The organism is Bacillus sp. JNUCC-21 (assembly GCF_041222765.1).
In the GTDB taxonomy this organism is placed as follows: Bacteria; Bacillota; Bacilli; order Bacillales; family Bacillaceae; genus Bacillus; species Bacillus velezensis.
Genome location: NZ_CP166019.1, coordinates 2,436,707 through 2,463,318 on the forward strand (window position 1 = coordinate 2,436,707; position 26,612 = coordinate 2,463,318).

The window sequence follows — 26,612 nt, forward strand, 5'->3', positions numbered from 1 at the left end:
CACTGCTCCCCTCCCCTGCCTGCAAATCCATTCAATTATATCATCAACACGTTTTGTAATTTTTGAAGGTTATGTGAAAATTAGAAAGCGTTTTTACCGTGTTCAGCTAAAGCCCGCAGCCTTTTCACCTCATGCGGCGACAATTCTCTTGCGTCTCCTGTGCGCAGGCCTCTTAAATCTAAAAATGCGTATTCTTCACGTTTTAGTTTCAGCACGTCATGACCGATCGCCTCGAACATGCGGCGGACCTGTCTGTTTCGGCCTTCATGAATCGTCAGCTGAATGATGCTCGTCTGCTTTCTTTTGTCCAGGGAAAGCATTTTCGCTCTGGCCGGCGCCGTCTTGCCTTCCTCAAGCTGAATGCCGCGCTCAAGCTTTCTCAGAAGTTCCTTGGAAGGAATCCCCTTCACTTTGGCGACGTACGTCTTATCAATTTCGTATTTCGGATGCATGAGTTTGTTGGCAAACTCGCCGTCATTTGTCAGCAATAAAAGTCCGCTCGTATCATAATCAAGCCTGCCGATCGGATAAATGCGCTGCGGCACTTCTTTGAAAAAGTCGGTCACCACTTTCCGCCCTTTGTCGTCATCAGCTGCTGAGATCACTCCTCTCGGTTTATAAAGCAGAAAGTACACGGGTTCTTCCCGCTCCACCTTTAATCCGTTTACTTCAATCTGATCAGAACCGGTCACTTTTACGCCGAGCTCTGTTATTACTTTTCCATTCACCTTTACTTTTCCTTCTTTTATCAGCTCTTCCGCCTTTCTGCGTGATGCCACGCCGGCATGAGCAATAACTTTTTGCAGTCTTTCCATGTCGTTCACCTCAAGTATAATCTTACTTTTTTCCCCTTGAACAAACAAGCTTTTTCAAGGAGAGTTATTTTGATATATAAAAAGCGCCTGATTTCAGGCGCTTCCAAATAATAACGTAACTATGATGATTGATGCAACCACCCCGATCAAATCAGCAAGAAGACCAACCTTTAAAGCATCCCCCATTTTTTTGATGCCGACCGCCCCGAAATACACCGTCAGGACATACAGCGTCGTGTCAGTCGATCCCTGCATGACCGAAGCCAGCCTGCCGATAAATGAATCAGGCCCGTACACGGCGATCAGATCTGTCGTCATGCCGAGCGCCGCCGTCCCCGAAATCGGGCGGATCAGAGCAAGCGGCACGACTTCTGCGGGAATGCCGATTTCTGTAAAGAGAGGCTTGCACAGCCCCATGACAAAATCCAGCGCGCCCGAGGCCCGGAATACGGTAATCGCCACCAGCATCCCGACCAAATACGGAATGATGGAAAACGCAATCTCAATTCCTTCTTTTCCGCCTTCAACGAATGATTCATACGTCGGCACTTTTTTGATCGTGCCGTATATCAATATACCGGCGATAATAATCGGAATCATGGCTAAAGACAGCCAATTCACCATTTCCATTCGCTTACCTCCCTTTTCTTTTACGGCGGTACCAGAAGTAGCGGTCAATGAAAATCGCGCCGATTCCCGAAATTAAAGTCGCTAAGATGGTCGGCCCGACGATATCGGTCGGTGATTTCGCCGAGTAAGCCATGCGCACGGCAATGACGGTTGTCGGTATCAATGTAATACTCGAAGTATTTACCGCCAAAAAGGTAATCATGGAACGGCTGGCCTCAGACTTACCTCCATTCAGCTTTTTCATCTGCTCCATGGCTTTAATGCCGAGCGGTGTCGCCGCATTTCCCAGTCCGAAAAAGTTTGCCATGAGATTTGATAAGATGTATCCCATCGCCGGATGATCAGGGGGAATATCGGGAAACAGCTTAGAAATAAACGGGCGGCACATTCTGCTGAATATATCCAAAAGGCCGGACTGCTCGGCTATTTTCATCAGGCCGAGCCAGAACACGAGAACGCTCATTAATCCGAACGAGATCGTAACCGCTTCTTTCGCTCCTTTAAAAACGGCTTCATTCACATCCTGCAAGGTACCGTTAAACATCGCAAAGACAAGTCCGATTACCGTCAGACATACCCAGATTAAATTGACCATGACGAACCGCCCGCCGCGCTCATAAACAGGCTCGTAAACGTCTCAATGAAATGCTTTTTCGGTTTTTTATGGCGCTCGTTTTCATAATAGACGGGGATCCTGGCGATCACTTTCCCATCATGCATAACAGTCATTCGGCCGACGACATCAGGAATGAGAGCGGCGTCCTTTTTCCAGGCTTTTTTCGGTTTTATTAAGGTTGTGCGGATTTTTACATCGTCGATTTCATCCTCTTTTAACAAATATTTTACATCCCGGGCAATAAAAGCGCGCTTTCCGTAAAACGTCTTTTTCAGCTTCGGAATGCCGCCTTTTTTGGCGACGACATAGGTTTTATAGTGATCAAAGACATAATTAAACATATTCATATGATCATCCCAATCATCCGGATCATTTATGGTGACCGCGATGAGATCCGTACCGTCTTTTGAGGCCGTCGAGACGAGCGTCCGTTTCGCGATTTTTGTGTAACCTGTTTTTCCGCCTGTGCTGTAACGGTAGAGCCCTGTGAGAAGCTTGTTTTTATTTTTCCATACCCGGTCCATCGTTTCCGCCTTATACACTTTTGTGCCTGAAACGGTCCGGTATTCCTTGATTTTCATCGCGTATTTAGTCAAAAGCGCCATGTCATACGCCGTTGAATATAAATTTTCATGGTCGTCCAGCCCGTGCGGATTTTGAAATTTTGTATTTTCCATCCCGATTTGCTCGGCTTTTTTGTTCATCATAAATACAAAACCGTCAAGGCTTCCGCCGACATATTCCGCTATTGCCGCAGCGGCGTCATTTCCTGACCTTAACATAAGCCCGTATACGAGATCTTTCAGCTTTACTTTTTGTCCCGGCTGAAGATAAATGGCTGAGCCTTCCGTTTTTACGGCATTCGGGGAAACCGTCACGGTCTCTTCCATCTTCCCTGATTCAATCGCCAGCACCGCCGTCATGATTTTCGTAATGCTTGCAATCCGCCGCTTATGATGTTCATCCTTGGCGAATAACACCCTGCCAGATGCTCCGTCGATTATAATCGCGCTTTTTGCGCTGACATGTATTTGGGCATGTGCCGTATTGCCGTCTGTAATGGAAAAAAGAATAACAAAAGTCAAAAGAAATACGGCAGCTTTTTTGAGAAAGCGCATGAATGCTCACGTCCTTGTTGTGGGTTTGTACAAGTTTATGCGCATGTCCATGACTTATGAATACCAATTGCATCACTTTCACATAAAAAAACTCTCCCAAAAGGAAGAGTTTTTATCTGACTGATGCCATATTTGAGCCTGATGCTTCATATTGCGCCAATTCTTCCCGCATGCGCAGAAATTCACTGCTGAGCGAAAGCAGAAGGCTCCGCAGCGAGTCCGGCACTTGCTGGTAGAATTCAATCGCGCTTTGGCCTGTATAAGCGGCGCGGCTGTTTTCGTACCATGTATCCTTTTTCGGCATGAAAAACTCTTCCACGCACTGATGATATACTTTATACAGCGTTTTTTCCGCTCTCGCCTCATGAAACGTCTCCTGCATTAAAAGCCGCCTGCAGGCTTCCTGGGCGCCTTCGCAAAAGACGGTCATCCTCCTCAGCACACTGAGCACGTCGCGGCAGTATGCCTCATCCGCCTCTCCTTGAGCCCGCATCTCCGGCAAAGTTGTATGATTTAAATAGCTGCTGACCATCGTGACAACCTCGGCTAAAAATTCACCAGTTTCTTCAGTATGAGCCCTCACAATCGAATTTCCCATTTCCGTCCGTTTCCTTCCTCTCTTGTACGTCGTCATTTGCGTCATTCATCAATGGCCTTTCCCTACTATCGTATGATGAAAAACGATTATTATTTAATATCCTCAAAAGTTTGGTTGAAGTTTTCAAAGAATAAATCGGCTTCCTCCTGGAGAACGTCTTCCTCCGCATTTTCAGGAAGCGGCGGGAGCTCCTCCAATGTTTTTAAGCCGAATTGTTCAAGAAATACCGGTGTCGTGCCGTATAAAATCGCCCGGCCGGGACCGTCGGCGCGGCCCACCTCACACAGCAGCGCTTTTGACACGAGGCTGTGCAGAATCCGCTCAGACTTCACGCCCCGGATATCTTCAATTTCCGCCCGTGTGATCGGCTGCTTGTACGAAACGATCGCCAGCACTTCCAAAGAAGCCTGTGACAGCCCTTTTGACGGCACTTCGATTAGTTTTTTCAAATAAGGCACGAATTCTTTTTTCGTTCCAAGCATATACGTATCCGCATATTCGGTAAGCTCGATGCCTCTGTCGTCTTCCTTGTACTGAGCGGCCACTTCTTCCATGATTCCGGCCAGTTCCGCTTCTTCTATTTCAAGCACCGTCACCAATTGCTTTTTGGTCAGCCCTTCATCACCCGCCGCATACAGCAAGGCTTCCACAATCGCTTTCCAATTCACGATATCAAGCGCCATGAATGGATTCACTCCCCGTAATGTATATATCTGAAAAGTTTTCTTCCTGTTCAATGATAATCTGCTGATTTTTCATCAGTTCCAGGACTGCTAAAAACGTCACGACGAGATGGTCCTTTTGCCGAGAGGGAAAAAGCTCCGTGAAGTTTATTCTTCTCCCCGCCGTTTTTAAGCTTTTTACGATTTCGTTCATTCTGTCTTCAATCGGTATTTCCTGTCTTGTAATGGTCGTTTCTTTCGGCCGCGTGATTTTTTTACGCTGAAGCACCTTTTGAAACGCGCCGATCATGTCATAAACGGTCACCGACAGTTTCTGCTCGGTCTGTTTGATTTCTTTTGCATACTCACTTAAATCACTCGGCGGCTTTGTAAATGACTTTTGTCTTTCTTCTTCCCGCTCTTTTAAATCCTTCGCAGCGGTTTTATACTTTCTATACTCAATCAGCTTTTCAATCAGCTCGTCCCGAGGGTCTTCTTCTTCAAGCATTTCGTCTTCAAACAGCTCTTCCTCTTGTTTCGGAAGCAGCATTCTGCTTTTAATGCTGAGAAGCGTCGCCGCCATGACCAGATATTCACTGGCGACATCAAGTTCAAGCTCTTGCATTGTATGTACATATAATAAATATTGTTCAGTAATGGTTGCCACGGGTATGTCGTATATGTCGATTTCAAGACGGTTAATCAGATGAAGCAGCAGGTCCAATGGGCCTTCAAACGTATCAATTTTCACTTGATATTCTACCATTATCTCACCATTTTCAATATCACTCTCATTGCCGGAAAAACTGGCTACCCTTTAGTATAATCCACCGAAATGCTCTCGTCCAATACTTTTATACACGTCCTCCGTTATTTAGAAAATACTGAAAAAGAAGATATACGCCTATACCTTTAAAGGCGGATGCACATATGATAGCCGTGTAAACTTGAAACAAAGGGAGGCTGATTTCACATGAGCGGAGCTTGTTTCGGCGGAGGTTTTGCATTAATTGTCGTTCTGTTTATTTTGCTCGTTGTCGTAGGAGCATCTTACATCTGCTAGTTCCTCAGGCTTCAGACACCAAGCCGCTCTTTTTTTCCTTTTCATAGCGCTGTGGTACACTGGTTTTAGCATAAAAGGAGGAATCGGCTTGTATCCTAAAGCTTATATCGGCTTTTTGGCCGAATTTCACGCATCAAGAGATTATTTTGAGTGTCATGAACTGTTAGAGGAATATTGGAAAGAAAGCCCGGCTGAAAAGCGGAGCATTCATTGGGTCGGCCTGATTCAGCTTGCCGTCGCTCTGTATCACCAGCGCAGGGGAAATGAAGCCGGGGCGAAACGGCTGATTGCCAACAGCTTACGTATTCTCCGGTCTGAAAAGCAGGCGGTCTGTTCTCTCGGTCTCAGCCACCCGAAGCTGATTGAGCTGATAGAAACGCTGTCAGACGATATAGAAGCGGGCCTGCCTTACAGAAGTGTTATGCTGCCGATTACAGATGAAGCCCTGAAAGAAGCATGTCTTGCCGAATGCCGCCGAAAGGGCTATACATGGGGGCAAGACGGCGTATCAGATACCTTTCTTATTCATAAACACCGCCTGCGGGACAGGACGGATGTCATTAAGGAACGCGAACGGGAAATTGAGAGAAGAAAAAAAAGCAGAGGCTGACGGTCAGCCCTGCTTTTTCTATATCAAAACAGCTCCCGAAACCGTGAAGATTCCGGGAGCATTTGTCAGTTATTATATGAGATATCCTGATCTTTTTGATGTTGACAGCGTTCAAAAAAGCTTTGCGTTAATTCATTCGGAACGAGTGCCTCCGTTTTGAACAGACGTTTTAAGGCGTCCATCATTTGCTTTCCGATTCCTTGATGGCGGTGAGAAGGATTCACGCTGATATGCCGGATTTCAACTTCTGAGTCCTTTTTTTCGACTCCGATCGCTCCGACGATATCTTCATCCTCTTTCCAAAGAAAGAGCTGGCGGCCAGTATCCGTTTCATAGTCCTTTATTGTCTGCTGAAGCTGCTTGAGATCTTTTTCATTCGGCATAAATGACAGAAGACCCATCGCAATCTTTTCAAACGATTTTTTATAACGAATTAACATAAAAACCCCTCTATATCCAAAATGTCCATTCATGTCCTATCAAACGGATACATAAAGGCGATCCGTTTCCTCACATTATATCATTTTCGCCGCTGTTTTAAACGCTTTTCAACAAATTATTCAAATGAACGGTTTAAATTTGCCATTTCAATGGCAGATACTGCGCAATCCGCTCCCTTATTTCCGGCTTTTGTTCCGGCTCGTTCGATGGCCTGCTCAATGGTTTCAGTCGTCACGATGCCGAAGATAACCGGGACGCCCGTCGCCGTTCCCGCCTGGGCAATGCCTTTTGCCGCTTCATTGCAGACATAGTCATAATGCGTTGTCGCTCCTCTGATAACCGTGCCGAGCGTAATGACGGCATCGTATTTTTTCGTTTCCGCCATTTTCTTTGCCGCAAACGGGATTTCAAACGCTCCCGGCACCCAAGCGACGTCAATGTCGTTTGATTCTACACCGTGGCGAAGCAATGTGTCTTCCGCTCCGCTTAACAGCTTGCTCGTAATAAATTCATTAAATCTGCCGACGACGATTCCGATTTTAAGTCCTGTTCCTACTAGGTTTCCTTGTATGATATTCATATGTTATCCATCCTTTTTTGTGAGATTTGTTTTTAGAAATGAAGCAGATGTCCAAGTTTTTTCATTTTGGTCTGTAAATATTGCTTGTTATGCTCACTCGCTTCCATTTGAAGCGGCACCCGTTCTGAAATGCTGAGACCGTATCCTTCGAGGCCGGCGATTTTCCGGGGGTTATTGGTTAAAAGTTTCATATGCTGAACCCCTAAGTCGCGGAGAATCTGGGCGCCGATGCCGTAGTTGCGCAGATCAGGCAGAAAGCCGAGCGCTTCGTTCGCTTCAACCGTGTCGTACCCTTGTTCCTGCAATCGGTACGCCTTCAGCTTATTGATTAAACCGATCCCTCTGCCTTCCTGGCGCAAATACAATAGAACGCCGCGGCCTTCTTCAGCAATTTGCGCAAGCGCGGCATGAAGCTGAGGTCCGCAATCACAGCGATGGGATGCAAACACATCGCCCGTCAGGCATTCTGAGTGCACTCTGACAAGAACGGGTTCGCTGTTAAACGGGACATCCCCCATGACAAAGGCGAGATGTTCTTTTCCGTCAACCTCGTTTGTATATCCGTAAACTCTAAACGTGCCGAAGTCAGTCGGCAGCGTAATATCAACTTCTCTGTTCACAAGGGTCGTAATGTTGTAACGGTACTCTATTAAGTCTTTTATCGTAATCATTTTCAGCTGGTGGCGTTCGGCGATTTCGGCTAACTCCGGCACTCTGGCCATAGTGCCGTCTTCATTCATAATTTCACAAATGACGCCCGCTCCCTGAGATCCGCAGGCTTTTGCAAGGTCAACGGCTGCTTCCGTATGGCCGGCCCGCTTCAGGACGCCTCCTTTTTTTGCGATTAAGGGGAAAATGTGGCCCGGACGCTGAAAATCGTCAGACACAGATTCTTCGTTCAACAGCGCCTGAATGGTAAAGGATCGTTCCTGCGCGCTGATGCCCGTTTTTGTCAGCCTGTGGTCAATACTGACCGTAAACGCGGTCTCATGTGAGTCCGTATTATGATCGACCATCGGGTGAAGATCCAGCCGGCCGGCGATGTCTTCAGACAGCGGCGTGCAGATCAGGCCTCTCCCATGGGTCGCCATAAAATTAACCACTTCCGGCGTGGCATGCTCAGCCAGCGCTACGAAATCTCCTTCGTTTTCTCTGTCTTCATCATCGACAACAATGATGACTTCACCTTTTTTCAGCGCCTCTAACGCCTCTTCTATCGGATGAAACATATCGATCTTCCTTTCTAAAAGCCGTTCTCGCTTAAAAAGGCTTCCGTGATAGTTTGATTGCTTTTCATTTGTTCTGTTTTGTGCAAAAAGCGGTATAAGTATTTGCCGATCATGTCACACTCAATATTTACGGTCGATCCGACTGTTTTCGTCTGAAAAATCGTTTCTGAGATGGTATGCGGAATGATGGATACCGTCACGCTTTCGTCTGATAAACCGAAAATCGTCAGGCTCACGCCGTCTACCGTAATTGAACCTTTCAATACGAGCGTTTTTGTCAATTCCGGCGAAAGTTTTAAATCGTAATAGACCGCGTTGCTTTTTTTCTCGATCCGCGTAATTTCCGCCGTTCCGTCCACGTGCCCTGATACAAAGTGGCCGCCGAACCGCCCGTTGGCGGACATCGCTCTTTCCAGGTTTACTTTACTGCCTTTTGACAAGCCGTTCAGCGAAGTGGCTTTCACTGTTTCCGGCATGACATCAACCGTAAATTGATTGTCAGAAAATCCGGTTACGGTCAGGCAGATGCCGTTTACCGCAATGCTGTCGCCAAGCTTCACATCACTTGTCACTTTTGAAGCGGCGATGGTTAATGCCATGGAAAGGCCTGTCTTTTTGATTGCTTGGATCGTGCCTGTTTCTTCAACGATTCCTGTAAACATCGTCACCATCCTTTCCATCTTTAGGTATGGCCGTCAGTTTTATATCCGGCCCGATTTGGGTGATTTGTGTGAATTGTAAATGGGGGACATCTTTCATTGATTGAAAACCTTCACCGGAGATCAAGCTGGGAGCAAGCGTTCCTCCGATTAATTTAGGGGCGAAATAGAAATGAAGCTCTTGGAAACAGCCTTCCTTGACAAAACTTCCGTGTACGGATGCTCCGCCTTCCACATAAACGGACATTATGCCGTTTTCAGCGAGAATACTGAGCACCTCAGGGACGTGAATGCGGTCTGTTTCCAACGGAATAACTTTTATTCCGAGTGCGGTCAGCCGGTCTTTCTTTTGCACGTCTGCACCTTTGGCCGTAAATATCCATGTCGGCGCAGCGCCGTCAGTGAGCACATTTGCCGTTTCAGGAATGGTCAGCTTTGTATCGAGAATCACTCTGACCGGCTGCTTCACCGCATCAGGAAGCCTGCAGGTCAGGCTCGGATTATCGGCTTTGACTGTGCCTGCTCCGACAAGAATGCTTTGATGCGATTTCCTGTATTGCTGGGCATCAAGCCTTGCTGCCTCTGATGTAATCCATTTGCTGTCACCGGTTTCAGTCGCTGTTTTCCCGTCAAGGCTCGCGGCCGCTTTCAAGGTGACATACGGAAGTCCGGTCCGCATGAAGTGAAGAAACATTTTATTCAGCTCTTCTGCCTGCTGCCTGAGAAGTCCGGTTTTCACTTCGATGCCCGCTGCTTCCAGCATTCCGATGCCTTTTCCGGCTACAAGCGGATTCGGATCTTTCACAGCGATGAACACCCTTTTTATCCCCGACTTTATTATCAGTTCGGCGCATGGCGGTGTTTTTCCGTAATGGCTGCAAGGCTCCAGCGTCACATACAAATCGGCGCCTTTTGCGTGTCTGCCGGCCATATGAATCGCGTGAACCTCGGCATGCGCTTCTCCGTATTGCAAATGGGCGCCCATTCCGACGATCTGTCCGTTTTTGACGACGACAGCGCCGACAAGAGGATTGGACTGTGTCTGTCCTTCACCGCGTCTGGCAAGTTCTATTGCCGTATTCATATAATATTCCTCCATCGTTATCCCTCCCTTCTTCCACGCAATTTGGCGTCAAAAAAGCCCCGAATGTTTACACAGTTCGGGGCTTTGCCAGTTTTAATCCATAGGAAATAAGACTATACAGTAAGTTTATTTTTTGCATAGCTTCTCTCATCCTTCTCCCATCCAGACTTTCACTGTCGGCTTCAGCTTTTCACTGAATCCACCGTATACAGATGCATACGGGTCACGGGCTGTAAAGCGCAAAACGCCTTATTACCGCCGGTCGGGATTTTCACCCAGCCCCGAAGGATACAATCAATATTTTTTTGTCCTTATCCGCTATTATAACATCCTTTGCGGCAGGCGCAATGAATTTGCACCTAATTATTCAGAAAAATAAAAAGCGCCCTTTTCCCATAAAAGGCGCCTTTATTTATTCGTTCACTTTGACGACCTTCAATAAGCCGTCAATCCGGTTTGATTTGCTGAAATACGCTTTAATCTTATCTCCCTTTTTCACGTCGGAGAGATCCTGCTTCAGCTTGTCGCCGTTAAAAATAATTTTTGTGCCGTTTTCTGCCGTACCGTGGTACTCAGTTCCTTCGATTTTCGTAATTTTATATGTTTTGACTGTATATTCTTCTTTTTCCTGGGACAGGGTTTGTCCGATTGCAGTCGGCACGTCTTTCAGTTCAATATCGTTTATGACCATATAACCGCCCGCTAATAACAGCAGCAGTACAAGTAAAATGGCTGCTTTTGTTTTAATTCTTCCCATTTTTCTACCTCCAGCCCGTATCAATCTATTCATTACTATGTCATATTCCTTTTTTTCATGAATAGAAAACCGTTCTTCCCTGCGTGAGTTATTCATATAACGTTTCATAAAGGGAAGATGTTTCATGTATCTGTAAAACTTTCTATCTATTAAATAGATATACGAATTTATGTTCTGTTTTTGAGGGTGGAAAGATAAATTTATATAAAAAAGCAGTTTTCCTCATGAAGAAAACTGCCTGTACGGTTTATTTCGTCTTGCGAATTTCATTAAACGGGAAGAAGACGAATTTTGATGTGCCCGCTATTTGTTTTTTCGTAAAAAGACCGAGGCCGTTGCGGCTGTCCATAGATTCTCTGCGGTTATCACCCATGACGAAATATTTGTCGTCCGGCACCTTCACCGGGCCGAAGTCTTCTGTCAGCCGGTCATAGCCGTCTTGCTTCGCCTTGTGCTTATTTGCCGCTAAATACGGTTCGGACACTTTTTTGCCGTTGATGTACAGCTGGTCGTTTTTCATTTGTACCGTGTCGCCGGGAAGTCCGATAATCCGCTTGACATAGTGCTCGTTTTCTCCGTTCAGAACGACGATCTGGCCGCGTTTGAAGTCGCTTATGTATTTGACCGTCATATTGACAAAGATTCTCTCGCGGTCATGCAGCGTCGGATCCATTGATCTTCCATCAACGAGATAAGGGGCAAATAAAAAGTTTCGGATGAGCAGTGCCAGAACGACAGCGATGATAATGGCTTTCGCCCAATCAAGTACGGCGCTTTTTTTAGAAGTTTTTTCTTTTTCTGATTTCAAGTGATTTCCTCCCATTAGCCATGGTCGTTTTTATTTTACCATGAATCCCTGCACAGAGGGCAAATAAGCCCCGCACCTCATCCATTTTTTCATTTTATAAGCTGGATCTGCTGATTTTACGGTATTTCACGAAGCTTCCGATCCGCCAAATGCACAAATACACAAAAGCAAGTTCCATCGTTAAAACGGCGAATTCCGCCGCGTCAATGTTTTTGAAATATTGGCTGAGCACGATACGGATCGCAATAATCGCGATAATGACATATTTAAAGTTTTTATTCCGCTTGGAGTAGACAAAGCCGTCTTCCCGGATTTCATAGGCGGTTTGCGACAGCATGATGACGCCGAATACCGCGCCTAACAGTCCGGCGATGGCGAGCTCCCAAAGAGCGGGAAAATGAAACGGCTTTCCCGGGATATTCATGAGCTGGCTGATGCTGAATGTAAAAATGACGGCGATAATCAAAAGCGGGAGAATGATGCCGAAGCCGCCGCCTTTAATCGGCCTGTTCCCCTTTTTCACCCTGAACCAAATTATAAGTGCGAGAATGATAATGACAAATAAAACGGTTGCCAATTGAACCAACGTTTCTACCTCTTTTCATTGTTGTAATCGGTCTTTATCACTATACCAGAGGAACTACTATCATTCATATATGTATTTTTTCATGATTTACACATGAGAATTTTCATATACATAAAAAAACCCGCCTGAAAAAGGCGGGTTTTCCGTCATTATCCTTCTACACGGATTTCTTTCATTTTGTCTCCGTTAGACATGTTTTTCGCATGCTCTAAACCGCTTGTCACTTTTCCGAATACAGTATGAACGCCGTTTAAATGCGGCTGCGGCTCATGTACGATGAAGAATTGGCTTGAACCCGTGTCTTTACCGGCATGCGCCATTGATAAAGAACCGGCTTCGTGTTTATGCGGATTGCCTTCTGTTTCACATTTGATCGTTTTTCCGCTTCCGCCCATGCCTGTCCCAGTCGGATCTCCGCCTTGGCTGACAAAGCCCGGAATCACGCGGTGGAAAATAACGCCGTCATAAAAGCCCGTATTCGCCAGGTTTTCAAAGTTAGCGACTGTATTAGGCGCTTCATTCGGATAAAGTTCAAATTCAATTCTGCTGCCGTTTTCCATTTCGATGTAACCAGTTTTCATTCTCATTCCTACTTCCGTATTGTTTTTTGTCAAAGCCTTCTTCAATATGAATTTCAATTGTAAGCCGGCTTTCTTTTTGATATTCTTTTGAAGGAAGAGGCCTCTGCTCTTCTTTTCGCGGCTATTATACCACACCTTCAGCCGGAAAACGAATCTCCCCGCTTCCGCAGAAAGAAAATGAAACCAGAACAGCTTCACAGCCGTCTATGTATCGGAACTGCTTCACGCAGGTCCTCACAAACCGCTTCAAAACGGCATTTGTGAAAAGAAGGAGGTTAACCGCTTTGAAAAAAATGTGGATTGGATTGCTGGCGGCGGCCGTTGTATTGTGCACAATACCGAAAATCAGCCTGGCCGATGCCGCAGTCGGAGATGTCATCGTCACACTGGGGGCGGATCTGTCAAACGAAAACCGTCAGAAAGTGCTTGACGAATTAAGTGTCCCTGATAACGCGACAAAAGTGACGGTCACGAATAAAGAAGAACATGAATATCTGGGAAAATATATATCGAATGCCCAAATCGGCACAAGAGCCATCTCTTCATCATCCATCACGGTGGCAAAGAAAGGGTCCGGGCTTGACGTTAAGACCCATAATATCAATTCCATCACGGATGAAATGTACTTAAACGCCCTGATGACAGCAGGAGTGAAAGATGCGAAAGTATACGTGACGGCGCCGTTTGAGGTATCAGGCACCGCAGCATTAACGGGAATCATCAAGGCATATGAAGTCTCATCAGACAAAGCGATTTCAGAAGATGTAAAACAGGTCGCCAACCAAGAGCTTGTCACCACTTCAAATCTCGGGGATAAAATCGGTGATAAAAACGCCTCCGCGCTCATCGCAAACATTAAAGATGATTTCGCGAAAAACGGTGTGCCCGATACAAAAGAAGGAATCGGGAAAAAGGTCGATGATGCGGCTTCAAACCTTAACATTACACTGACTGACGCTCAAAAAGACCAGCTCGTTTCATTGTTTAATAAAATGAAAAATGCCAAGATTGATTGGGGCCAAGTCGGCAGCCAGCTTGACAAGGCAAAAGACAAAATCACGAAGTTCATTCAATCCGATGAAGGCAAAAGCTTTGTTCAAAAAGTCATTGATTTCTTCGCTTCGATTTGGAATGCGATCGTGTCTGTATTTACAGGAGACAGCGGATCAAGTTCTAACAACAGCTGAATGCAAAAAGAGACCGGACGCCATTGTTCCGGTCTCTTTTTTATTTATTGTTTGACCCCCGTCTTAAACGGCAGATCCAGTTTTACAATGTCTTCATAAGTTTCCCTTCTAATGACAAGATGCGCTTCGCCGTCTTCCACAAAAACGACGGCGGGACGCGGAATGCGGTTGTAGTTGTTAGCCATGCTGTATCCGTATGCTCCCGTGCAGAAAACGGCGAGAAGATCGCCTTCTTTCACTTCCGGAAGGTCTATATCCCAAATGAGCATATCACCGCTTTCACAGCACTTACCCGCGATGGATACCGTTTTATCGTGGTGTTCTCCGATTCTGTTTGCCGATACGGCTTCATATTTCGCCTGATACAGCGCAGGACGGATATTATCGCTCATGCCCCCGTCAACCGCTGCATATTTACGGGTGCCGGGCACTTCTTTTTGCGAACCGATGGTATAAAGCGTCGTTCCGGCGTCTCCGACGAGCGAGCGTCCCGGTTCAATCCAGATCTCCGGAATGTCAAAAGCGTGCAGTGCTGCGTTTTCTTTTACCGCTTCGATAATTTTTTCCACATAAACGGCGGGATGAAGGGGTTCATCCTCCTCCGTGTAGCGGATGCCAAAGCCGCCCCCTAAATTCAGCACTTCAGAGACAAAGCCGAATGATTCTCTCCATTCATTCAGTTTTGCGAAGATTTTTTCTGCGGCCAGCACAAAGCCCGCCGTATCAAAAATTTGCGATCCGATGTGGCAGTGAACGCCGAGAAGACGGATATGGTCTGACTGTAATACTTGTTCAATCGCCTTTTCTATTTGCCCGTTATGCAGATCAAAACCGAATTTGGAATCTTCCTGTCCCGTTGTAATATAATCATGCGTATGCGCCTCTACCCCCGGAGTGATCCGCAGAAGCACATCCATTGTGCGCCCTGATTTGCGGCACAGTTCCGCGAGTAAGGATATTTCATAAAAATTATCAACGACAATGCAGCCGATTTGATGATCGAGCGCCATTTTCAACTCTTCTTCGCTTTTGTTATTGCCGTGAAAGTGAATCCTGTCAGCCGGAAAACCAGCCGCAACCGCCGTAAACAGCTCTCCGCCGGATACAACATCCAATGAGAGCCCCTCCTGCTCAGCGAGCTGTATCATCGCAACGGAAGAAAACGCCTTGCTCGCGTACGCGACCTGCGCCTTTAAATCCGCGTCAATGAATGCCTGTTTAAAGCTTTTAGCGCGCTCACGTATTAAAGCCACATCGTAAACATAAAGAGGCGTGCCGTAATGCTCCGCTAAATACAGCGCGTCCACACCTCCGATTTCCAAATGACCTAGTTTGTTTTGTCTGCTTGTGCCATGTAAGAACAATGCTCATTCCCTCTTTCTGATCCGCATATGGGTGAAAAGGACAGCTTCTTTTGAGCTGTCCTTATACAAGTCCCGTATAAGTTAAGACATACAATATCATAATCTTCTGTCGGTTTCAATGCGATTATGAACCGCTTGGCTGTCTTTGACGGTCTTTCGGGTGAACAATGCTCGGTCTGACTTTGGCTCCCGGCACTGTCGTCCGGACGAGCACCTGCCACAGCGCCTTGCCGTTAAACGGTAAAAACGGCCATAAATACGGCGTGTGAAACGAGCGGATATTCGCCATTATGATCAGCAGCAATGTAAAACCTATCACAAAGCCTTTCACTTGGAAAATGGCCACGAGCACCATTAAGATGAGGCGTATCATTTTATTGGCGAGGCTGAGCTCATAGCTCGGCGTGGTAAATGATCCGATGGCGGCGATCGATACGTACAGAATCACTTCTGCTGAAAACAGCCCCACCGCTATGGCGATTTGACCGATCAGCACCGCCGCGATCAGACCCATGGCGGTGGATAAAGCGGTCGGCGTATGGATCGCGGCCATCCTGAGAAACTCAATCCCCAAATCGGCCAAAAAGATTTGCAGAATGATCGGGATGTGCGTATTTTTATTTAAACCGATAAAATCCAATCTTTCAGGCAGAAGAGACGGTTCGAGAACAAAGAGGAACCAAATCGGAAGCAGAACGGTTGAAGCAATAATACCGAAAAACCTGATCCATCTTAAAAATGTGCCCACTGAAGGCGCCTGCCTGTATTCTTCCGCATGCTGAACATGGTGAAATATCGTTGTCGGCGTTATGATCACGCTCGGTGACGTATCGACGACGATGATGACGTGCCCTTCCAAAATGTGATTGGCTGCCACATCCGGCCGCTCTGTGTATCTGACCATCGGAAACGGATTGTAGCCTTGTTTGACGATGAATTCCTCCACCGTTTTATCAGCCATCGTCAATCCGTCAATGTCAATCGCATTCACTTCGTTTTCGACGATGCTGACAAGGTCCGGGTCCGCGATGTCTTCTATATACACAATCGCAAGATCGGTCTTAGAGCGCTCGCCGACTTTCGTAATTTTGACGCGGAGCCTTTCGTCCCTGATTCGTCTTCTGATCAATGCTGTATTAATGACGATATTTTCGATAAAACCGTCTCTTGCACCGCGGACGACCTTTTCCGTATCCGGTTCTTCAGGTGTGCGTCCGGGATAACTTCTGACGTCAACGATAAAGGCGAAGCCCGCGTCTTCAACGATAACCGCCACAAGTCCGGAAAGCACTTGATCCGTTGCTTCGTCGAGCGTTTTGACTTTTTGAACCTGCTGATTGACAAGCCTGTTTTCAACAACGTCAATCGCTTCATCCGCATTCTCGTCATAATTATTGACGTCGACGAGCTGTTCCATTAAATGAATGATAAACAAAGTATCGGTTAATCCGTTGACAAAGTAAATCTGGACTTCCCGGTCTAATACTCGAACTTTGCGGACGCCGACATCATAGCTCGTTCCCATACCGACGCGGTCTTTAAAAAATTGTTCATTTTTTCTAGGATCCCGGTACACCTTGATCATGTTTTCCGGTTTTTCCGGCATGGCTTTCGCTCCTTTCTAAAATGAATTCGACCGCCTTCATCGTGATCGGCGAGCCTTTGGATATGTCATCTTTTCTTCCCATCTTACCTATGTCGCCGATGCCCACAATGAGGGGAACGTCCAATTTATCCAGACAATACACCGTATCTCCGTTCATTCTGTGCTCGTCCATTTCTCTCATTCCGGTTTTATCGACGCCAAACTCCGTCACTTCTCCATCACGGTCAATGGAGACATCGACTTTCGTCCATTCAGCCTGATGGGTCTTAGAAGCGACCGCAATCACCCCCAGCACTTCAATGTCCTGATGTGAGGCGACATATTTCAGCGCCGTTTCGCCCGGCCCTTCCCCTTGCAGGCCTGAATCGTCAAACATGACAAACACCGGGTCATTCGGCGCGGCTTTAATCAGCTGAACAAGTTCGGGGCCGCTTCTCGTTGACGGATTGCCTTTTGATTGGGAAATACACCGTCCGCCTGCTTTTTCCGCGGCGTATTCAATTGTTTTGGCGGCGTATACGTCCCCGTCTGTCACAAGAATGACCTTCCGTTTCGTCATCAGGCATTATCCTTTCGGTTTAAAAATAACGGCTACAAGAAATGCGAATAAAATCGCTGAAGATATACCGGCGGAAGTAAGTTCAAAAATCCCCATGGCGATCCCGATAAATCCATGCTCGTGAGCTTGATGCATGGCGCCGTGCAATAAGCTGTGACCAAAGCTGACGATGGGAACCGTCGCGCCCGCGCCTGCGAATTCGATAAATTTGTCATAAATTCCGAACCCATCTAACAAGGCGCCGATAACGACAAAAGTTGTCATCACATGGGCGGGTGTCAGTTTAAAAATGTCAAGCAGCAGCTGACCGATAATGCATATGATTCCCCCGCAAACAAAAGCCAACAGATATTCCATTTATGATGCACCTCCCGCCCGCTCAAATACCACACCGTGCGCGATGGTCGGAATGGTTTCCTTCTGCTGGATCATTGTCGGACTCAAAAGCGCTCCTGTCGCGACAACGAGTACCCTGTTTAGAGTCCCCGCTTTTAATTGATTAAAAATATGTGTGTACGTAACAAGCGCGGAGCAGGCGCAGCCGCTTCCGCCCGCAAACACCTGCTGGTCCGGCGTATAGATGAGAAGACCGCAGTCATCGTGTTTCGTTCCCACGGGATAGCCTTCTTCTTTGAGCAAATCTTTCACGATCGGCGAGCCGACGCCTGAAAGGTCTCCCGTTAAAATCAGATCATAATCATCCGCCGTGCGGTTTAAGTCCTGCAGGTGCTGTTTGATTGTGTCGGCGGCAGCGGGCGCCATGGCGGATCCCATATCGAACGGATCTGTTATTCCGAGGTCGCTTACTTTTCCCACTGTTGCGCTTGTAATCTTGATGTCAGAAGGGTTTTGGCTGATGATGACCGCCCCGCCCCCCGTGACCGTTGAAGTGGCAGTATCCGGTTTTTGCCCGCCATACTCCGTCGGATTGCGGAATTGCCGTTCTGCCGTCGCGTTATGGCTGCTCGTGGCTGCGATCGCCCGGTTCGCAAAACCGCCGTCAATGAGCGCGGATGCGACGGCAATCGTTTCCATTGATGTCGAACAGGCGCCGAACAGACAGAGGAACGGAATTTTCAGATGTCTGGCGACGTAGTTGGCGGTCACATTTTGATTTAAAAGATCCCCCGCGAGTAACAAATCAATATCGCTCTTTTTCAAATTCTGTTTTTGCAAAGCGGAGTTGATGGCATCTTCCATTAACTGACGTTCCGCCATTTCCCAGTTTTTCTGATTGCAATGCATTTCATCGTATGTCTTATCAAACAGCGAACCGAGCGGGCCGTCTTTTTCTTTCGGTCCGGCTGCCGTCCCCGCCGCATTTACAAATAACGGGTTTTCAAACACCCAGGTTTGCTTTCCGGTCAATTTCATTTTTTCTCCTCCTACGAAAACAGTTTTTCACAAGCAAACCGTATCAAGCCTACGATATAGGCTGCCACGACGCCGAATACAATGACGTTTCCCGCCAATTTAAACATGTTTGTCGCTACCCCGAGCACGAGTCCTTCACTTCTGTGTTCGAGAGCGGCGCTTGTCATACTGTTTGCAAAACCCGTCACCGGCACGGCTGAACCCGCTCCGGCAAACTGCCCGAGTCTGTCATAAATGCCGAATCCGGTCAAAAGGGCGGAAATTAAAATAAGAGTGGCGGACGTCGGGTTGCCCGCTGTTTTTTCATTAAAATTAAAAAAGTGGATGTAAAAGTCTTGAAGAGCCTGCCCGATCAGACAGATCAAACCGCCGATCAGAAAGGCTTTGACGCAATTCCAAACATATGGCGGTTTCGGCTGATAGTCTTTCACTTTTGTTTTGTAATTTTCTTTTAAGTTTGTCACGTCGGTTCCTCCTTATGAATGATGGATAAAATACAGCCAATGAAATAAAGAGCCGGCTATTTTGCCGAACACAATGGCCATCAGCAATATTATGATTTTGCTGCCGAAGCCGATCCGTTTGGCAAGAATGGGAAGCACATTCAGCACTTCTGTAAGCGCGGCGGCCAGCATGCCGACAAACATGCCGGCCAAAAGCCCGACCGGAACGGCCAGCCATTCAGATAAAAAAAAATGATTCATATTTAAGGTTTCCCAGCCGCCGAACACAGCTCCTGAAATAACAGCTCCTTCGTAGGCCTGTACAAAGCGCATTGTTTTTGTCAGCTGCATAAGGCGGGGGACGATTCCCATAACGGTTAAAAAAGCCACAAAGCCCGCTCCCACGGTCAGCCCTCCGCCAAGCCCGACAAACATAACGAAAAGAATGCTAACGATCATGCAGATCTTTCATCGTCTCTTCATTTTCGTGCATTGCGACATAATGATCGAGATCAAGCTGATAATTAAACATCTCGACTTCCAGCGGGCTTGGCTCTTCATTCAGGCGTTTTTTGAAGATGTGATTAAAAAAGACGATCATACCGAGACCGAGGCCGATGCTGTACGGAATCTGAAGCAGATACGGATATTCATTCCGTTCGCCCGTTATGATTTCATATAAGGCGATATGAACTTCTCTCATACTGACATCTTCATGAAAATTCATAATGGCAAGACATGAACCGATAAAAAGCAGGAGCCAGACACCGACGAACAAAACGGCTGACAGCTGCTTTTTCTGGTAATGGATTTCCACTATCGTTTCAGCGCCGCCGACGGTCTGTACATCAAGAGCGGGAAAAGCGGTATGAATGGTTTTCAGCACTTTTATGATGTCCAGCACAACGATATTTTTGTCTTTTTTCGTGACCTTATACAGCGGCAGTGCCGACAGTTTTTTTTTCAGCTTTTGCTGTCCCGCGATCTGCGCGGCGTCGCCGATTGTGATGATATCTCCGGTATGAGCCTTCACGCGGTGGCGAAGTCTGAGAAATATTCGTCTTTCCATCTTGCATCACCATCTTTCGGGTGGTTATATATGTAGTATGCGGTTCACTTTTGTTCTCATTCATCAGCGGCAAAAGACCATAAATTACCACCGATGCACAAATAAAAAAAGCCGGCCCGTAAAAGGTCAGCTTTCCGTATGATCCATCTGCACTTTAATCTGCTTTAATATTTTTTTCTCCAGCCTCGATACCTGGACTTGGGAAATCCCGAGCCGTTCGGCTACTTCCGACTGTGTCTGATCTTTATAATATCTCAGATAGACAATGAGTTTTTCCCGTTCTTCCAAATCACTGATCGCTTCCTTGAGGGCGATTTTGTCAAACCACTTCTCTTCTGAATGATCGGCGATCTGATCAAGCAGGGTGATCGGGTCCCCGTCATTTTCATACACGGTCTCATGAATGGATGAAGGCGCCCGCACCGCTTCCTGCGCAAGCACCACATCCTCCGCATCAATTTCTAAATGGTCCGCGATTTCCTGGACGGTCGGCACTCTTCCGTATGTTTTTGACAGTTCATCTTTCGCCCGGCGTATTTTATTGCCGAGCTCTTTTAAAGATCTTGAAACTTTGACGGTTCCGTCATCGCGGATGAAGCGCTGGATTTCTCCGATAATCATCGGCACGGCATAAGTTGAAAAACGGACATCATAGGACAAATCGAATTTATCAACGGATTTTAACAATCCGATACAGCCGATCTGAAACAGATCGTCCGGCTCATAGCCTCTGTTTAAGAACCTTTGAACGACGGACCACACAAGACGCATGTTTTTTTCTATGAGGAGGTCTCTTGCCTGCTGGTCGCCCTCTTGGCTCTTTTTGATTAATTCTTTGACTTCATGGTCCTTGAGCTGCGCGTTTTTGCTGTTTTTCTTAACCTCCACATCCATAACAAATCTCCTTAATTACAAAGCGCTTTGCTTTTTGATAGGTGTTTTGTTAAGCGTATCGTCGTTCCCATCTCCGGCGAGGAGTCAATCGTGACATCATCCATGAAGTTTTCCATAATGGTAAAGCCCATTCCGGAGCGCTCAAGCTCGGGTTTTGTCGTAAAGAGCGGCTGGCGCGCTTCCTCAAGATCCGTGATCCCGAGACCTTCATCACGTATGGTCAGATAGACGACATGATCCTCCAGCGTAACGGAGATGTACACCTTTCCGTCGCAGTTTTCTTCATAGCCGTGGATGATTGCGTTTGTTACCGCTTCTGATACGACGGTCTTGATTTCCGTCAGCTCATCCATCGTCGGGTCGAGCTGTGCGATAAAAGAAGCAACTGTTACGCGCGCAAACGATTCGTTCTGACTGAGGGCTGAAAATTCAAGATGCATCTCGTTTTTCATGATGCCACCCCCAACGTTAAAAGCGCTTTTTGTTCTGATTGTTCGAACCTGATGATTTTAAACAGGCCGGACATGTCAAACAGACGCCTCACCGCGGGTGAAATCGCGCACACGACCATTTCTCCGCCGAGCTGTTTAATTTGTTTATAACGCCCTAAAATCACGCCGAGGCCGGAGCTGTCCATGAAGGTAAGATCTTCAAGGTTCAGCACGATGTGACGGATGCCGTCAGCCTCCAGCGATTCAGTAACCTTTTGTTTTAATGATTCTGCCGTATGATGGTCGAGTTCACCTGTTAATCGAATACAAAGCACGGATTCTTTGACATGAAAGTCAATTCCAAGGCTCATGCTCATTCCTCCTTGATATGATCGGATAATGAGTGTTTCGATTTTCGGGAAAGCAATTCCTTCACTATGACAAAACTAGTGCCCGTTCGCCACGATTATTTAAATTTTGTCCAATCTCCCATCGTGCGCTTCAGAAAAGTGAGAAAACCCGCTTTTTCCATGTCGTCTTTTGCCGTGACCGGGCTTTCAACGAGCACCTTTCCGTCTTTTTTCAGAACGAGGCTGCCGAGCACCTCTCCTTTTTTAACCGGAGCCGTTACATCGCCGTTGATTTTCACTTCTTTTTTTACTTTGTCCATGTTCTCTCCCTTTTTGGCCAGAAGAGAAATCGGCTCAGACGTGGTCAGCTTGATCAGTTTCTTTTTTCCTTTTATCACTTTTACCGTTCCGACGATTTGATCCCGTTTGTACAGCGGGTGTGTTTTGAACTGGCTGAAGGCGTAATCAAGCATTTTGGTCACTTGGGCATTTCTTTCTTTCGGAGTGCTGGCTCCGAAAACGACAGCAATGACCCTCATATTTCCTTTTTTAGCGGTGGCGGTTAAACAATACTTCGCTTCGCCTGTAAAGCCCGTCTTCACGCCGTCTACACCCGGATAAAATTTGATCAGCCGGTTTGTATTGACGAGCCAGAACTTTTTGTCTGTATTTTCTCTTAAATAATCCTCATACGTTCCTGTAAATTGAGTGATTTTATCATACTTTAATAATTCCTTCGCCATTTTCGCCATGTCATAAGCAGAGCTGTAATGGTCTTTTTCGGGCAGTCCCGTCGGGTTTTTGAAGGAGGTATCTTTCAATCCCAATTCTTTTGCTTTTTTGTTCATCCGGCTGACGAAATCCTCTTCTGAACCGGCGATATACTCCGCCATTGCGACAGATGCGTCATTTCCGGAAGCTATCGCAATTCCTTTGAGCATTTCTTTTACCGTCATTTCTTCTCCGGGTTCAAGGAAAATCTGTGATCCGCCCATGGACGCGGCATGTTCACTCGTCCTGACTTTATCGCTCATCTTTATTTTCCCTTTGTCAAGCGCTTCCATGATTAAAAGCATGGTCATGATTTTTGTCATGCTTGCCGGCGCCAGACGCTCCCGGCTGTTCTTGTTATAAAGAATACTTCCCGTATCGCGTTCAATCAGCACGGCGCTTTTGGCTTCATGAGCGAGCTCCGATGTATGTTTTCCGTCCGGCTTTGCAAAAGCGGACGGTGCTGATGCCGTTAATAAAATGCCAATCAACAAAGTGGATATAAGACGTTTCATCTCCAAAGCCCTCCATTTCATAATCCTTTTTATTTTTTCCAAATCCGGTGGTTTTATACGCCTCATCTGGAAAATGTTTCGTGTTGAGGGCACAAAAAAACAGCTGCTTCCGAAGAAACAGCTGACTTATGCTGACTTATTTTTGAGATCGTGCGACTACGGCTTTTACAAGCTTCAAAAAGCCGCCTTTTACTTTTTCCGTCATTTCCATTACTTCTTCATGGGATAACGGCTGGTCAAGAATACCTGCCGCCGCGTTGGAAATGCATGAGATGCCGAGCACGCGCATCCCCGCGTGGTTGGCGACGATGACTTCCGGCACGGTCGACATGCCGACAGCGTCAGAACCCATCGTTCTTAAAAACCGAACCTCAGCAGGCGTTTCGTAAGACGGCCCCGTAACAGCTGTATACACCCCTTTTTGAACAGGGATGCCAAGCTCATCGGCCGTTTTTTCAGCCAAGCCTGACAGCTCTTTGTCATAGGCTTCTGACATGTCCGGGAATCTCGGTCCGAATTCAGCTTCGTTCGGCCCGATTAACGGGTTGGTGCCCGTAAAGTTGATGTGGTCTGTAATAATCATCAGATCGCCGGCGCGGAATTCAGTGTTGATACCGCCGGCTGCGTTCGTCACGACAAGAGATTCAACGCCGAGCGCCTTCATCACGCGGACGGGAAATGTGACCTGATCCATTGAGTAGCCTTCATAGTAATGAAAGCGGCCCTGCATCGCGATGACCTGCACACCTTCAAGCGTTCCCATCACAAGCTGGCCGGCATGGCCTTCTACCGTTGAGACCGGAAAATCAGGGATCGTTTCATATGTAAGCTTGACAGCTCCTTCAATTTCATCGGCCAATACGCCGAGCCCTGACCCTAAAATCAGACCGATCTTTGGTGTTTCTTTCACGTGTTCTTTAATAAATGCAGCAGCACGTTCGATCTTTTGTTTCAAAAAAAGTCCCCCTACTGTAATCTTGATAAAAAGCTTTTTCCGTATTTCGGCTTTTCCGTTTTGAAATTATCCGCAATGGTTGCGCCGATATCGGCAAATGTATCCGCAAGCGGCAGCTGTTCAGTGTGTTTGTGCTTTTTGCTGTACACAAGAAGCGGCACATACTCCCTCGTGTGATCCGTGCCGTGATGGACAGGATCATTGCCGTGATCCGCAGTGATGATAAGCAGATCGTCTTCTTTCATTTTCTCAAACACTTCCGGAAGCCTCGCGTCGAATTCCTCGAGCGCTTTTCCGTACCCTTCCGGATCGCGGCGGTGTCCGTACAGCGCGTCAAAATCAACGAGATTGGCAAAGCTCAGGCCCGTAAACTCTTCACCGAGCGTTTCAATCACTTTGTCCATGCCATCCATATTAGATACCGTGCGGCGGGAAGATGTAATGCCTTCTCCGTCATAAATATCAGAAATTTTGCCGATGGAAATGACGTCTAATCCGCTGTCTTTCATTCCGTTCATTACCGTGCGGCCGAACGGTTTGAGCGCATAATCATGACGGTTCGGCGTGCGTTTGAAGCCGCCCGGTTCTCCGACGAACGGTCTTGCGATAATCCGGCCGACCATGTATTTCGGATCAAGCGTCAGTTCTCTGGCCGTTTCACAGATGCTGTACAGTTCGTCAAGCGGAACGACATCTTCGTGAGCCGCAATCTGCAGCACGGAATCTGCTGATGTATAAACGATCAGCGCACCCGTTTCCATATGTTCTTTTCCGAGCTCATCCAGAATCGCCGTGCCTGAAGCCGGCTTATTTCCGATGATTTTCCGTCCTGAACGCCGCTCAAGTTCCTGAAGAAGTTCATCCGGAAATCCTTCCGGGAACACTTTAAACGGTTTTTCAATGTAGAGGCCCATAATCTCCCAGTGCCCCGTCATCGTATCTTTCCCGTTTGACGCCTCCTGCATTTTTCCGTAGTACGCAAGAGGGTGCTCCGTTTTTTCCACGCCCTTAATGTCTCCGATCAGTCCGAGACCGAGCTGCGCCATATGGGGCATATGTAAGCCGTTCATGTGCTCTGCGATGTGTCCGAGCGTATTTGCGCCTATATCATTAAAATCGGCGGCGTCCGGCGCTTCACCGATTCCGACAGAATCCATTACGATCAAAAATACCCGGTTATATTTGTATTCAGACATCATAAAAGCCTCCTTTTCTTCCATCTGTCCATTGTAGCTTACAGAGGTCAGACAACTCAAGTATAAACCGTTTACATTCTTGCTGACAATGCCGATTCAAATAATTAGAACCTTCTCTGTATTCCGCCAATCCGGCAAAAAAGCCGCGGCCCCTCTGGCAACGGCTCCTAAGCGCGCGGATGATACTGTTTGTACACGTCCTTCAGCCTTGTTTTCGTCACATGCGTATAAATTTGCGTCGTGGAAATATCGGCATGTCCGAGCATCTCCTGCACGGCGCGCAGATCCGCCCCGTTTTCGAGCAGGTGCGTTGCAAAGGAGTGCCGGAGCGTGTGCGGTGTCAGCTCTTTTTTAATCCCCGCTTCAAGTGCGATTTTTTTTAGGTTTTTCCAGAATCCCTGACGGCTGATCTGCCTGCCGTGATGATTCAGAAAAAGCGCTTCGGTTACGTTTTTCTTTAATAATTTCCCTCTGGCTTTTTCAATGTATGCTTCTATCGCATGAGAAGCGGCTTCACCAATCGGCACAATCCGCTCTTTCCGCCCTTTTCCGAAGCAGCGGACAAATCCCATCGTCAAATGGACGTCGGATAATTTCAGCTCGATCATCTCGCTGACCCTGATGCCGGTCGCGTACAGCAGTTCAAGCATGGCTTTATCCCTGAGGCCGAACGGGCTGTCAAGCTTAGGCGTGTCCAATAACCGCTCAACTTCGTGAAGCGCCAATACTTTCGGAAGCGTCCGCTCTGTTTTTTGTGTTTCAATATGTACCGAAGGATCTTTATCCGCGGCTTTTTCCCTTAACAGAAATTGATGAAAAGACCGGATTGACGCCAAATGCCTCGCAGACGTCTTGCCGGATTTCCCGGAGTCCTTTATATGCTTTAAATATTGAATAATATGAAGACGGGTCACATCATTCCATGAAGTGATCTGAAGGCTTTCAGTTAAGAAGAGAGAATAACTTTTCAGATCACGCTCATAGGACATCATCGTATTTTGGGACAGCCCTCTTTCAACCCTCACATAATGGATGAAATCCTTAATTTGATCCTTCACTCT

34 protein-coding genes and 1 riboswitch are annotated in these 26,612 nt (G+C 47.0%); of the genes, 3 read left to right on the plus strand and 31 right to left on the minus strand.

Annotated features, from left to right (window positions below; genetic code table 11):
• Positions 1 to 80 precede the first annotated feature (80 nt).
• The 7 genes from rluB to JNUCC21_RS12280 all read right to left on the minus strand — a co-directional run bounded on the left by rluB (position 81) and on the right by JNUCC21_RS12280 (position 5,205).
• Positions 81 to 815 carry a 23S rRNA pseudouridine(2605) synthase RluB gene (gene rluB, locus JNUCC21_RS12250; RefSeq protein ID WP_007612296.1) on the minus strand — a complete coding sequence of 245 codons (735 nt, stop codon included), beginning with the start codon at positions 813 to 815 and terminating at the stop codon, positions 81 to 83.
• Between the two features lie 93 nt (positions 816 to 908).
• Positions 909 to 1,445 (minus strand): spore maturation protein SpmB, encoded by a 537-nt coding sequence (gene spmB, locus JNUCC21_RS12255; RefSeq protein WP_216061708.1) that lies wholly within the window; start codon positions 1,443 to 1,445, stop codon positions 909 to 911.
• Positions 1,446 to 1,449: 4 nt separating this feature from the next.
• A complete protein-coding gene (locus JNUCC21_RS12260) occupies positions 1,450 to 2,040 on the minus strand; it encodes a nucleoside recognition domain-containing protein (RefSeq protein ID WP_003153385.1) in 591 nt (196 codons plus the stop codon).
• Positions 2,028 to 3,179: a D-alanyl-D-alanine carboxypeptidase family protein gene (locus JNUCC21_RS12265; RefSeq protein ID WP_216061709.1), complete on the minus strand. Its 1,152-nt coding sequence runs from the start codon at positions 3,177 to 3,179 to the stop codon at positions 2,028 to 2,030. Before JNUCC21_RS12265 ends, JNUCC21_RS12260 begins: the two co-directional genes overlap by 13 nt.
• Positions 3,180 to 3,291: 112 nt before the next feature.
• Positions 3,292 to 3,777, minus strand: a complete 486-nt coding sequence (locus JNUCC21_RS12270) for a DUF3907 family protein (RefSeq protein WP_216061710.1) — start codon at positions 3,775 to 3,777, stop codon at positions 3,292 to 3,294.
• A gap of 89 nt (positions 3,778 to 3,866) precedes the next feature.
• Positions 3,867 to 4,460 carry an SMC-Scp complex subunit ScpB gene (gene scpB / locus JNUCC21_RS12275; protein ID WP_007409428.1) on the minus strand — a complete coding sequence of 198 codons (594 nt, stop codon included), beginning with the start codon at positions 4,458 to 4,460 and terminating at the stop codon, positions 3,867 to 3,869.
• Complete coding sequence (locus tag JNUCC21_RS12280; RefSeq protein WP_007409427.1) at positions 4,450 to 5,205, minus strand: segregation/condensation protein A; 756 nt, start codon at positions 5,203 to 5,205, stop codon at positions 4,450 to 4,452. Before JNUCC21_RS12280 ends, scpB begins: the two co-directional genes overlap by 11 nt.
• A 207-nt stretch (positions 5,206 to 5,412) precedes the next feature.
• On the opposite strand from JNUCC21_RS12280, the gene JNUCC21_RS12285 reads away from it, so the two are divergent.
• Both JNUCC21_RS12285 and JNUCC21_RS12290 read left to right on the plus strand, forming a co-directional pair.
• The gene (locus tag JNUCC21_RS12285) at positions 5,413 to 5,502 is read left to right on the plus strand and encodes a YjcZ family sporulation protein (RefSeq protein ID WP_003153376.1); all 90 of its coding nucleotides are present in this window, start codon (positions 5,413 to 5,415) and stop codon (positions 5,500 to 5,502) included.
• Positions 5,503 to 5,590: 88 nt separating this feature from the next.
• A complete protein-coding gene (locus JNUCC21_RS12290) occupies positions 5,591 to 6,112 on the plus strand; it encodes a DUF309 domain-containing protein (protein ID WP_003153375.1) in 522 nt (173 codons plus the stop codon).
• 65 nt (positions 6,113 to 6,177) lie between these two features.
• Here JNUCC21_RS12290 and ribT read toward each other — a convergent pair whose 3' ends face one another.
• The 9 genes from ribT to JNUCC21_RS12335 form a co-directional block, all read right to left on the minus strand.
• On the minus strand, positions 6,178 to 6,552 hold the full coding sequence (gene ribT / locus JNUCC21_RS12295) for a GNAT family N-acetyltransferase RibT (RefSeq protein ID WP_003153373.1): 375 nt from the start codon (positions 6,550 to 6,552) through the stop codon (positions 6,178 to 6,180).
• A gap of 116 nt (positions 6,553 to 6,668) precedes the next feature.
• Positions 6,669 to 7,133, minus strand: coding sequence for a 6,7-dimethyl-8-ribityllumazine synthase (ribE, locus tag JNUCC21_RS12300; protein ID WP_003153372.1), 465 nt, complete (start codon positions 7,131 to 7,133; stop codon positions 6,669 to 6,671).
• 32 nt (positions 7,134 to 7,165) lie between these two features.
• Positions 7,166 to 8,362, minus strand: coding sequence for a bifunctional 3,4-dihydroxy-2-butanone-4-phosphate synthase/GTP cyclohydrolase II (locus tag JNUCC21_RS12305; RefSeq protein ID WP_003153371.1), 1,197 nt, complete (start codon positions 8,360 to 8,362; stop codon positions 7,166 to 7,168).
• A gap of 14 nt (positions 8,363 to 8,376) precedes the next feature.
• On the minus strand, positions 8,377 to 9,024 hold the full coding sequence (gene ribE, locus JNUCC21_RS12310; RefSeq protein WP_216061711.1) for a riboflavin synthase: 648 nt from the start codon (positions 9,022 to 9,024) through the stop codon (positions 8,377 to 8,379).
• Entirely contained in the window at positions 9,005 to 10,120 is a 1,116-nt protein-coding gene (gene ribD / locus JNUCC21_RS12315) for a bifunctional diaminohydroxyphosphoribosylaminopyrimidine deaminase/5-amino-6-(5-phosphoribosylamino)uracil reductase RibD (protein WP_015240125.1), read from the minus strand. The genes ribE (JNUCC21_RS12310) and ribD overlap by 20 nt, the downstream gene beginning before the upstream one ends.
• Positions 10,121 to 10,251: 131 nt before the next feature.
• Positions 10,252 to 10,398, minus strand: a riboswitch (FMN riboswitch).
• Positions 10,399 to 10,517: 119 nt separating this feature from the next.
• Positions 10,518 to 10,862: a hypothetical protein gene (locus tag JNUCC21_RS12320; protein ID WP_007409423.1), complete on the minus strand. Its 345-nt coding sequence runs from the start codon at positions 10,860 to 10,862 to the stop codon at positions 10,518 to 10,520.
• A 247-nt stretch (positions 10,863 to 11,109) separates the two neighbouring features.
• Positions 11,110 to 11,685, minus strand: coding sequence for a signal peptidase I (gene lepB, locus JNUCC21_RS12325; RefSeq protein ID WP_032861567.1), 576 nt, complete (start codon positions 11,683 to 11,685; stop codon positions 11,110 to 11,112).
• Between the two features lie 79 nt (positions 11,686 to 11,764).
• Positions 11,765 to 12,256: a CcdC protein domain-containing protein gene (locus tag JNUCC21_RS12330; protein ID WP_052827617.1), complete on the minus strand. Its 492-nt coding sequence runs from the start codon at positions 12,254 to 12,256 to the stop codon at positions 11,765 to 11,767.
• 149 nt (positions 12,257 to 12,405) lie between these two features.
• Positions 12,406 to 12,837 (minus strand): peptidylprolyl isomerase, encoded by a 432-nt coding sequence (locus JNUCC21_RS12335; protein WP_003153363.1) that lies wholly within the window; start codon positions 12,835 to 12,837, stop codon positions 12,406 to 12,408.
• Between the two features lie 284 nt (positions 12,838 to 13,121).
• On the opposite strand from JNUCC21_RS12335, the gene JNUCC21_RS12340 reads away from it, so the two are divergent.
• Positions 13,122 to 14,024 (plus strand): DUF1002 domain-containing protein, encoded by a 903-nt coding sequence (locus JNUCC21_RS12340; RefSeq protein ID WP_025284949.1) that lies wholly within the window; start codon positions 13,122 to 13,124, stop codon positions 14,022 to 14,024.
• 44 nt (positions 14,025 to 14,068) lie between these two features.
• On the opposite strand, the gene lysA is transcribed toward JNUCC21_RS12340, so the two are convergent.
• From lysA to xerD, 15 genes are all read right to left on the minus strand, one after another.
• Positions 14,069 to 15,388, minus strand: a complete 1,320-nt coding sequence (gene lysA, locus JNUCC21_RS12345; protein ID WP_012117893.1) for a diaminopimelate decarboxylase — start codon at positions 15,386 to 15,388, stop codon at positions 14,069 to 14,071.
• Between the two features lie 124 nt (positions 15,389 to 15,512).
• The gene (locus JNUCC21_RS12350; RefSeq protein ID WP_007409417.1) at positions 15,513 to 16,994 is read right to left on the minus strand and encodes a spore germination protein; all 1,482 of its coding nucleotides are present in this window, start codon (positions 16,992 to 16,994) and stop codon (positions 15,513 to 15,515) included.
• Positions 16,948 to 17,556, minus strand: a complete 609-nt coding sequence (locus tag JNUCC21_RS12355; RefSeq protein WP_025284950.1) for a stage V sporulation protein AE — start codon at positions 17,554 to 17,556, stop codon at positions 16,948 to 16,950. Before JNUCC21_RS12355 ends, JNUCC21_RS12350 begins: the two co-directional genes overlap by 47 nt.
• Positions 17,557 to 17,559: 3 nt before the next feature.
• The gene (spoVAE, locus tag JNUCC21_RS12360) at positions 17,560 to 17,910 is read right to left on the minus strand and encodes a stage V sporulation protein AE (protein ID WP_007409415.1); all 351 of its coding nucleotides are present in this window, start codon (positions 17,908 to 17,910) and stop codon (positions 17,560 to 17,562) included.
• Positions 17,911 to 18,927: a stage V sporulation protein AD gene (gene spoVAD / locus JNUCC21_RS12365; protein ID WP_015240132.1), complete on the minus strand. Its 1,017-nt coding sequence runs from the start codon at positions 18,925 to 18,927 to the stop codon at positions 17,911 to 17,913. It abuts the gene before it with no gap.
• Between the two features lie 11 nt (positions 18,928 to 18,938).
• Positions 18,939 to 19,391, minus strand: a complete 453-nt coding sequence (gene spoVAC, locus JNUCC21_RS12370) for a stage V sporulation protein AC (RefSeq protein WP_007612334.1) — start codon at positions 19,389 to 19,391, stop codon at positions 18,939 to 18,941.
• Between the two features lie 12 nt (positions 19,392 to 19,403).
• A complete protein-coding gene (locus JNUCC21_RS12375) occupies positions 19,404 to 19,829 on the minus strand; it encodes a stage V sporulation protein AB (RefSeq protein WP_014418289.1) in 426 nt (141 codons plus the stop codon).
• The gene (locus JNUCC21_RS12380; protein ID WP_007409412.1) at positions 19,819 to 20,439 is read right to left on the minus strand and encodes a stage V sporulation protein AA; all 621 of its coding nucleotides are present in this window, start codon (positions 20,437 to 20,439) and stop codon (positions 19,819 to 19,821) included. The genes JNUCC21_RS12375 and JNUCC21_RS12380 overlap by 11 nt, the downstream gene beginning before the upstream one ends.
• A 126-nt stretch (positions 20,440 to 20,565) precedes the next feature.
• Entirely contained in the window at positions 20,566 to 21,333 is a 768-nt protein-coding gene (sigF, locus tag JNUCC21_RS12385) for an RNA polymerase sporulation sigma factor SigF (RefSeq protein WP_003153348.1), read from the minus strand.
• An 11-nt stretch (positions 21,334 to 21,344) separates the two neighbouring features.
• Positions 21,345 to 21,785 carry an anti-sigma F factor gene (gene spoIIAB / locus JNUCC21_RS12390; protein ID WP_003153347.1) on the minus strand — a complete coding sequence of 147 codons (441 nt, stop codon included), beginning with the start codon at positions 21,783 to 21,785 and terminating at the stop codon, positions 21,345 to 21,347.
• The gene (gene spoIIAA, locus JNUCC21_RS12395) at positions 21,782 to 22,135 is read right to left on the minus strand and encodes an anti-sigma F factor antagonist (protein WP_007409411.1); all 354 of its coding nucleotides are present in this window, start codon (positions 22,133 to 22,135) and stop codon (positions 21,782 to 21,784) included. The genes spoIIAB and spoIIAA overlap by 4 nt, the downstream gene beginning before the upstream one ends.
• Before the next feature lie 95 nt (positions 22,136 to 22,230).
• Entirely contained in the window at positions 22,231 to 23,400 is a 1,170-nt protein-coding gene (locus JNUCC21_RS12400) for a D-alanyl-D-alanine carboxypeptidase family protein (protein ID WP_043020831.1), read from the minus strand.
• Positions 23,401 to 23,536: 136 nt separating this feature from the next.
• Positions 23,537 to 24,355, minus strand: coding sequence for a purine-nucleoside phosphorylase (locus JNUCC21_RS12405; RefSeq protein WP_007409407.1), 819 nt, complete (start codon positions 24,353 to 24,355; stop codon positions 23,537 to 23,539).
• Between the two features lie 11 nt (positions 24,356 to 24,366).
• Entirely contained in the window at positions 24,367 to 25,551 is a 1,185-nt protein-coding gene (deoB, locus tag JNUCC21_RS12410; protein ID WP_072589351.1) for a phosphopentomutase, read from the minus strand.
• Positions 25,552 to 25,718: 167 nt separating this feature from the next.
• Positions 25,719 to 26,609, minus strand: a complete 891-nt coding sequence (gene xerD / locus JNUCC21_RS12415; RefSeq protein ID WP_007612347.1) for a site-specific tyrosine recombinase XerD — start codon at positions 26,607 to 26,609, stop codon at positions 25,719 to 25,721.
• Between the last annotated feature and the right edge of the window lie 3 nt (positions 26,610 to 26,612).

Excerpts from the sequence above, each read along its gene's own strand:
- JNUCC21_RS12350 (WP_007409417.1), bottom strand. The coding sequence starts at position 16,994 with ATGCCGGAAAAACCGGAAAACATGATCAAGGTGTACCGGGATCCTAGA.
- ribT (WP_003153373.1), bottom strand. The coding sequence starts at position 6,552 with ATGTTAATTCGTTATAAAAAATCGTTTGAAAAGATTGCGATGGGTCTT.
- JNUCC21_RS12270 (WP_216061710.1), bottom strand. The coding sequence starts at position 3,777 with ATGGGAAATTCGATTGTGAGGGCTCATACTGAAGAAACTGGTGAATTT.
- spoVAD (WP_015240132.1), bottom strand. The coding sequence starts at position 18,927 with ATGAAATTGACCGGAAAGCAAACCTGGGTGTTTGAAAACCCGTTATTT.
- JNUCC21_RS12265 (WP_216061709.1), bottom strand. The coding sequence starts at position 3,179 with ATGCGCTTTCTCAAAAAAGCTGCCGTATTTCTTTTGACTTTTGTTATT.
- scpB (WP_007409428.1), bottom strand. The coding sequence starts at position 4,460 with ATGGCGCTTGATATCGTGAATTGGAAAGCGATTGTGGAAGCCTTGCTG.
- spoIIAA (WP_007409411.1), bottom strand. The coding sequence starts at position 22,135 with ATGAGCCTTGGAATTGACTTTCATGTCAAAGAATCCGTGCTTTGTATT.
- deoB (WP_072589351.1), bottom strand. The coding sequence starts at position 25,551 with ATGTCTGAATACAAATATAACCGGGTATTTTTGATCGTAATGGATTCT.
- JNUCC21_RS12375 (WP_014418289.1), bottom strand. The coding sequence starts at position 19,829 with ATGATCGTTAGCATTCTTTTCGTTATGTTTGTCGGGCTTGGCGGAGGG.
- lepB (WP_032861567.1), bottom strand. The coding sequence starts at position 11,685 with ATGGGAGGAAATCACTTGAAATCAGAAAAAGAAAAAACTTCTAAAAAA.
- ribE (WP_003153372.1), bottom strand. The coding sequence starts at position 7,133 with ATGAATATCATACAAGGAAACCTAGTAGGAACAGGACTTAAAATCGGA.
- ribE (WP_216061711.1), bottom strand. The coding sequence starts at position 9,024 with ATGTTTACAGGAATCGTTGAAGAAACAGGCACGATCCAAGCAATCAAA.
- JNUCC21_RS12285 (WP_003153376.1), top strand. The coding sequence starts at position 5,413 with ATGAGCGGAGCTTGTTTCGGCGGAGGTTTTGCATTAATTGTCGTTCTG.
- JNUCC21_RS12335 (WP_003153363.1), bottom strand. The coding sequence starts at position 12,837 with ATGAAAACTGGTTACATCGAAATGGAAAACGGCAGCAGAATTGAATTT.
- JNUCC21_RS12380 (WP_007409412.1), bottom strand. The coding sequence starts at position 20,439 with ATGGAAAGACGAATATTTCTCAGACTTCGCCACCGCGTGAAGGCTCAT.
- ribD (WP_015240125.1), bottom strand. The coding sequence starts at position 10,120 with ATGGAGGAATATTATATGAATACGGCAATAGAACTTGCCAGACGCGGT.
- JNUCC21_RS12280 (WP_007409427.1), bottom strand. The coding sequence starts at position 5,205 with ATGGTAGAATATCAAGTGAAAATTGATACGTTTGAAGGCCCATTGGAC.
- rluB (WP_007612296.1), bottom strand. The coding sequence starts at position 815 with ATGGAAAGACTGCAAAAAGTTATTGCTCATGCCGGCGTGGCATCACGC.
- spmB (WP_216061708.1), bottom strand. The coding sequence starts at position 1,445 with ATGGAAATGGTGAATTGGCTGTCTTTAGCCATGATTCCGATTATTATC.
- sigF (WP_003153348.1), bottom strand. The coding sequence starts at position 21,333 with ATGGATGTGGAGGTTAAGAAAAACAGCAAAAACGCGCAGCTCAAGGAC.
- JNUCC21_RS12305 (WP_003153371.1), bottom strand. The coding sequence starts at position 8,362 with ATGTTTCATCCGATAGAAGAGGCGTTAGAGGCGCTGAAAAAAGGTGAA.
- JNUCC21_RS12260 (WP_003153385.1), bottom strand. The coding sequence starts at position 2,040 with ATGGTCAATTTAATCTGGGTATGTCTGACGGTAATCGGACTTGTCTTT.
- spoIIAB (WP_003153347.1), bottom strand. The coding sequence starts at position 21,785 with ATGAAAAACGAGATGCATCTTGAATTTTCAGCCCTCAGTCAGAACGAA.
- JNUCC21_RS12400 (WP_043020831.1), bottom strand. The coding sequence starts at position 23,400 with ATGAAACGTCTTATATCCACTTTGTTGATTGGCATTTTATTAACGGCA.
- JNUCC21_RS12320 (WP_007409423.1), bottom strand. The coding sequence starts at position 10,862 with ATGGGAAGAATTAAAACAAAAGCAGCCATTTTACTTGTACTGCTGCTG.
- spoVAE (WP_007409415.1), bottom strand. The coding sequence starts at position 17,910 with ATGGAATATCTGTTGGCTTTTGTTTGCGGGGGAATCATATGCATTATC.